The 6,225-nt window shown below is 40.5% G+C and carries 6 protein-coding genes; 3 read left to right on the top strand and 3 right to left on the bottom strand.

From position 1 onward, the window contains the following. Positions 1 to 223: replication initiation protein (locus ACYVHC_RS21685; protein ID WP_460615832.1), on the bottom strand; the 223-nt coding region annotated here is incomplete at its 3' end. 1,945 nt (positions 224 to 2,168) lie between these two features. On the opposite strand from ACYVHC_RS21685, the gene ACYVHC_RS21690 reads away from it, so the two are divergent. After that, on the top strand, positions 2,169 to 2,387 hold the full coding sequence (locus ACYVHC_RS21690; protein ID WP_460615837.1) for a helix-turn-helix domain-containing protein: 219 nt from the start codon (positions 2,169 to 2,171) through the stop codon (positions 2,385 to 2,387). A 1-nt stretch (position 2,388) separates the two neighbouring features. Beyond that, entirely contained in the window at positions 2,389 to 3,351 is a 963-nt protein-coding gene (locus ACYVHC_RS21695) for a BstXI family restriction endonuclease (protein WP_460615833.1), read from the top strand. Here ACYVHC_RS21695 and ACYVHC_RS21700 read toward each other — a convergent pair. Next, a complete protein-coding gene (locus ACYVHC_RS21700; protein WP_460615834.1) occupies positions 3,348 to 4,511 on the bottom strand; it encodes a DNA methyltransferase in 1,164 nt (387 codons plus the stop codon). The two genes, ACYVHC_RS21695 and ACYVHC_RS21700, sit on opposite strands and share 4 nt — an antisense overlap. Positions 4,512 to 4,983: 472 nt before the next feature. On the opposite strand from ACYVHC_RS21700, the gene ACYVHC_RS21705 reads away from it, so the two are divergent. Beyond that, positions 4,984 to 5,448, top strand: coding sequence for a hypothetical protein (locus ACYVHC_RS21705; RefSeq protein WP_460615835.1), 465 nt, complete (start codon positions 4,984 to 4,986; stop codon positions 5,446 to 5,448). 9 nt (positions 5,449 to 5,457) lie between these two features. Here the strand turns inward: ACYVHC_RS21705 and ACYVHC_RS21710 are convergent. Further along, on the bottom strand, positions 5,458 to 6,225 hold a 768-nt coding region (locus ACYVHC_RS21710), incomplete at its 5' end, for a RepB family plasmid replication initiator protein (protein WP_460615836.1).

Below are 6,225 nucleotides of genomic sequence, written 5' to 3' on the forward strand. Positions count from 1 at the left end.
ATCGTGTAATAAGCTTCTTGGTGGCACGCTGCATGTCTGAGACCTTCACTTCTTCACCAGTAAGAGCCATCAGTTCTTTGGCAGATACTTGGTAAACAGTCGTTGCTGGATCGTCTTTACGAATGCTAGCCATTACCATATATAGGATATTCTTTTCCAGGGCTGTCATCTCATATCGAGCGATAGTGAGGGCATTGTCTTGCCACAGCGTTACATGATCCATAAACAGGGTAGAATGTGATAGCCAAACATAAGACAAAAGTTGTAATCATTAGTTGTAATACAACATTAGTAATACAACTTTACTAGACTTTTTTACAACTTTAAGAGTCTTGGCTACCGACTTTTTTACAACTTTAAGAGTCTTGGCTACCGACTTTTTTACAACTTATACCGACTTTTTTACAACTTATACCGACTTTTTTACAACTTACGATACTACAAGTGCCTGGTTATTAGTCAGATACAGCGACCTCAAATAACAAGTATTGAAAGAGAATTGTCACAAATACTTGAATGTGCACGCAGAAGGCTTTTAGTAATGGTTCCCTCTTCATCGAGTAGTGGGACATCAGCAAAAACAAGCAAACCAAACATGAAGCCCTTCGAAGCTAGGGCGGCACAAACAAGTCTAAAAAGTACAAATTTATTGTACTTAATTGTACTTTTTATATATCTTGCTTTCTGTAAGTCAGCTTTAAGTTGAAGCTATAATCAAGAACATACCTCTAAGCAGCAATAGCATGGGTAGAAAGAGCCGACCAAAAAGCCCCTTTGTAAACTTTCTGATGGGTAAGGTGCCTGCTGATTTTAGACCTACTCACATCCCCAATTGCCCTACTTGCCACCAATCGCGGGAAGAGGTAACGCGGGAGATGATCCCCGAAGAAACGTGGAATACCGGTTTAGCTCCCTTATGGAAAGCAATGGAAGCCGAGGGTCATACTCCTCAGCAGATTGCCTACTGCCCTAAATGCCAAGAATATGGCCTAATAGGAGGATGGGGAGCCTTTTAAAGTGGCTGCGGTGGTAAAAAACAACTTTTTTCTGCCCGACCCTTGACTTGTATTTGTGGGCAGTTGTGCTGAAGTATCAAGAGAGACTGCAGCTGCCTGAAATTGCAATGCCTTTTGCAATGCCTTTCTGAGACAAACTAGGTTGAGAAAGACGGTATAAAAGCCATTTTTGAGGCATTTAGCGGATTTTTAGATGCTTGGCAGGGTCGGAATACCTGCACCCTTTTATTTCTAAAGTATCAAGCAGCTCCGCACCCTGCTAAAGTCAGGGTTTGGTAGAGGCGTAGTCCCATACAACGGCCCGAACGATTGCCCCGCGCACGCTCCTGCGTCGCTCGGTGGCTTATCTCGCTTCGCGCAGATCAAAGAATTTAGTGGGATAAGGATGGTCTCTATCTCTCGAAGTCTTGTATTTCCCGTTTTCATAGGCATAGAAAGCCCTGTCAGCTGGTAAGCTAGACTTCTTGCTATCTGTTAAGAAGAACGTGCCGTGAAGGCTTTAAAGCACCGCTCCCGCTAATTGCTGCTTCTCCTGAGAGCGACGCTTCTTTTCAAAGTGTTTCTCCTGCGTCTGCCCCCTACTGTACATCTGGTTTTTACTTCCGGTCTTGCTCCTCTAGCCACTTTTTAAAATCCTCTTTCTGGTGCCATTGGTCTACTTTACTATCGACTGTTTTGGGCATACGATATGTAGCGCCAGTTCTAGGGTGTTTGACAACAGTGCTATCAAAAAGAAGATACCAAACCCAACGAATGCCGAATATGAATGCCAGGCCTGCTATGACTTCAAAGGAATCTTTGAGGTTTAGTGACAAGATAAGTCCAGACACTACAGGTAAGTCGACTACAGACATTGGAGGTTAGTATAGATACAAAGTGACGGTAAAGTACAAAAGCCGGATGAGCTGAGAAATAGCATCCAGGGAAGAAGGGGGATATAACTAATCTTATGTTAAGAAAGAATACCTAGTTACCGATATCTTGATAAATAGGTCCATTCTGGGTTTTATCCAAGTTATATCTACTTCAGAAAAGCAAACCGTTTACTGCCTTTGTGCCTCCGTACCTATCCGTTTGCTTGAATATGCTAACTATAGTCTGTGGTTAGCCATGCACAGTAGGAATAGCTTTGTGCAGACTAAAGTTGGCATAATGTCAAATATAAGTATTGCTATAAGGTTCGGTGCAAGGGTGAGAATCTTGAGACAATTAAAAGGCTATTCTCAAGAGGAACTAGCTTACAAAGCCTCTTTGCACAGAACTTATATAGGCATGATAGAAAGGGGCGAGAAAAATATAACTCTTGCCAACATCGAAAAAATTGCGATCGCTTTAGAAACAAGCATACCCCTAATATTCGAAAATATTTAAGATGGCACTTCCGAAATTCCTAAAAGGAAAAATCGACAAAACTGGTAGCACTAGAGGAGCAGATGACGATGTTATTTTTCAGAACAGAGTTAAACGAAATAATACTGTTATAATAAATTATAACGATTTCGATACTTGGAAAGAGTCACCTGAAAACGGTATTATTTACGAAAAGGGGTTTATTGTTACAATCTCTCCAGAGCAATACTTCGATAACCCTGATATTACATCTATCCTTAGAGAAAAGGGATTAGAACTGGGGAATAACTTATTGATATTTTATGAAACCAGATTACAGTGGAATACATACAATCCAGATAATCTTCAGCTGTTAGCAGCAAGTTCGAGAACTAATCCGTTAGGAGGCCATTATATAGCTAGGGTTCCTGCGATTGTATCTTCTAATGGCGAAGCTATTAGAAGAGGATTCGCTCATTCAGGAATGAAAGGAGCTGGAATCAGAGTATATGAATACTCAAGTTCTAGCAATATTATGTTGTGCCAATTACAACTCGAATATCTGTATTGGCTCTGTGCTGATTCAACTTCAATATCTATTGAAGCTGGTATGCATGCAGATGAAGTAGAAGCAAGAATTAAATATATATCCAAAGAGGTAGAGCAGTTAGGGCTAGGTAACCACACGATCTTTAGTCAGAATAGAATCATAAACAGTGCTAACCATACCATCTGTCCTCTTTGCTTAAAGGAGCTATCAGCTGGAGGGTTTCTCAGTAGAATTAGCCAAGCAGATGGCAGGGAGGTTCCAGATTCAACTGTTACTCAAGTGAATCTCTTTCATATCGTAGAGCTTCGATATGGAGAGTTCAACCACAAACCGTACAATCTAGGATGGGGACACCATCACTGTAACACTGTTGTCAAAGATTCTGGCATCAGCGAAACTATAGAATGGATGCAGGAAGTAATTCAGAAAAACATAGAAGAAGGTTATATCTTCTAAAATACCTCCGCAAACAGATTAGCCTGATGAATCTTTTCATTGGGCTTTTTTTGTGTCTTACTCCTTGTAGATTTTGTCTTCTTCGATTTGCTGGAAGCTACTTCATTACCAGTATTCGAAGGTTCAGGTGTATTTAATGTGGGTATAAAGCCTATAAGTTTATTAGATATATAATTGACCCAATGAGGCTCTATTTCGATAGAGATTGTTTTCCTGTTGTTGGTTAATGCAGCAATTGCTGTGCTGCCAGAACCAGCAAAGCAATCTAACACTATATCATGCTCATAAGATGAGCTGAGAATACAATGCTGCAACATATCCAATGGCTTTTCAGCTGGATGCTTTCCTTTGTATGGCTTAACGGAGAAGAAATTCCATACATCTGTAAATTCGACTTCTGAGTTAACATCAAAAGGCCTGATAACATTTTCGTAAGGAGGCATAGAGGAAATCTTGCCTGTGTTTATTAATGCGACACATATTTTTTCGTATTGATCACGGCTAGGAATATTTCTTCCGGTCTCCCAATTGGAAACTGCACCACCATGATTAACCTTACCGTATGCACCTGTTTGTTCAGTCAATTGATGCCCTGACAAGCCAGATATATTTCTTTTCTCTCGTAAAAAATTGCCAAACCATGAACGCTTAAGATTACCTTCAGTGGCAGGCTCCGCGAATATTATTCTCTCAGAATGCGCATACCACTGACGTAATGCTTCTTTATTCATTTTTTGTTTCCAGCCATCAAAGCCGGGTACATTTGGTTTAGTCCAAACCACATGGGATAGTATATTAAATTTTTTAGATAGCAGTACTTCAATTCGCGCAGACATAGCTGAAGAACAGAAAAAGAAGATTGATCCGTTTGGACGTAATATCCTTTTCCATTCTTTAGAGTATTTGTTTACCCAATTCAAAAAATCCTCATCACTTTTAAAAGCAGTATCATTAGTTATATTATCCTTCTTCGTGCTATGATATGGAGGATCAGTTAAAATAAGAGAAATAGAATTACTGGGAATGTGCTTAATCATTTCCAATGAGTCTCCCTGAACAGCAAGAGCATTGCTTGTTGCATACTTTACGTTCTCACCCAGACTATGAGCAATTCTAGAAAAGTCTGCTTCTCTCTCTTGTACGTAACGCAAATCTGCCATCTTATATGCTACTTATAGTATTCAAATTTAGGTAACTAAGCTTAATTTAACAAAGCCACTATTTCTTATAGGATTAGCGAACCTTACTAACACATTGTCTATTAGCTTACTATCAAGTTGTTAATTGCCAACTCATTTAGCTGATGTAATAGTGATGTTCAATCCACCGCTATGTAAGAGGTGTTTCGCTGATGCTACAGCCTTTTATGCCCATTGTCTATCGACGCTTTAATACTTCAGCACAACTGCCCCCAGATACGGCGCAAGCTTTTCCGTAAAATAATTTCACCCTCAATCCGGAAGCTTCCCACCTCAGATATATTTGGAGCCGCTAGCCATACTATATACATAGAACTTTAAGGCTGGGTATGGTTGAACCAGGAGTCATACAGTATGTGAGCTTGCTAAATATCTTCCCTATCTATGTGTCATACATCATGTAGGACGCATCCGAATGCCATCAGAATCTAGTATGACTGATAACCTAAATAGTAAGACACACCTTCAAAATGAGTCTGGAGAGGTAAAATCCAGTGATATGGAAGCTGATTTGCGTCTTACTGAAACCGATAATAGTAAGACAAGCGCTCAAATTGTCTTACCACAGAGTCTTACAGATAGTAAGGTGAAAAGTAAAGGTGGCAGACCAGCTAAAGGTGGTAACGCCCCTGTTACTTGGTCTGTGCGTGGAGTGGAGCGTGACACGCGAGCAGTACTGGAGAAAGCAGCTGAGCGTGCAGGTAAGACAATGGGGCAGTATATGAATGATGAAGTACGAGCCTATGCTCAGAGCCAAATCACTCAGTCACAATTGCCAGCTAGCCCCAAGGATTTGCAAGTACAAGTAGAGCAACTGACACAGCTCGTAGAAGGTATCGCAGCGCGTATGGCAGAACCTGCACGTAAAGGGTTCTGGCATCGAATCTTTGGTTCTTAGGTTGTGCTTTTACACATTAAATATTTTAGCAGTATATGCACCTATATTTTCTAATTCATTATTAATTACACGAATCTGTATTTTATGTAATTGCTTGTTGATCTCTGCTGGTTGATATGCACTGAGAACTGTGCGAGCCTGATCCTGACGTAAACCGAAGTGAGTTGTTAAACGAGTAAGTAATGCATTATTGGGGTTGTCAGGCTCTATAGCTGATATATTCCGCTTATACTTTACCGTAAATTCAATTTGAGAAACACTGCGACCTTTTTTAATAGGTTCATAGCTGAATGATAAATCAGCTTTACTATTAATTTCTTTCTCTGCTGGATCGAGAGCCGCTTTTTTAAAATGGGTCCATTTCTCGTATCTGTCCTTGCCTGTTTTGGCGTCAATAAGATCTAACCGCTCCTTCAACTCCTGCACGTTGATACGGAATGTCTTATTCGGCATGTTCTTGTGCATCGAGAACAGTTCATATAAGCGCTTCGCATACTTACTATTGAGTGTCAGCGCAGTATGCAATTGCAGAGTTGTGAAACGATCTTTTAACTCCACATACAAAGGCCGCACTTTCTGACTCAGCTCTAATTCAATAATTCCTTGACCTTTTCGGTACAATGCGGAAGCAACGAATGAGGCCTGTAAGAAATCGCCATTGGCTAGGGTCGTTTCGAAGTATCGTGTAATAAGCTTCTTGGTGGCACGCTGCATGTCTGAGACCTTCACTTCTTCACCAGTAAGAGCCATCAGTTCTTTGGCAGATACTTGGTAAAC

Source organism: Hymenobacter seoulensis, assembly GCF_054780535.1.

Excerpts from the sequence above, each read along its gene's own strand:
- ACYVHC_RS21700 (WP_460615834.1), bottom strand. The coding sequence starts at position 4,511 with ATGGCAGATTTGCGTTACGTACAAGAGAGAGAAGCAGACTTTTCTAGA.
- ACYVHC_RS21690 (WP_460615837.1), top strand. The coding sequence starts at position 2,169 with ATGTCAAATATAAGTATTGCTATAAGGTTCGGTGCAAGGGTGAGAATC.
- ACYVHC_RS21705 (WP_460615835.1), top strand. The coding sequence starts at position 4,984 with ATGACTGATAACCTAAATAGTAAGACACACCTTCAAAATGAGTCTGGA.
- ACYVHC_RS21695 (WP_460615833.1), top strand. The coding sequence starts at position 2,389 with ATGGCACTTCCGAAATTCCTAAAAGGAAAAATCGACAAAACTGGTAGC.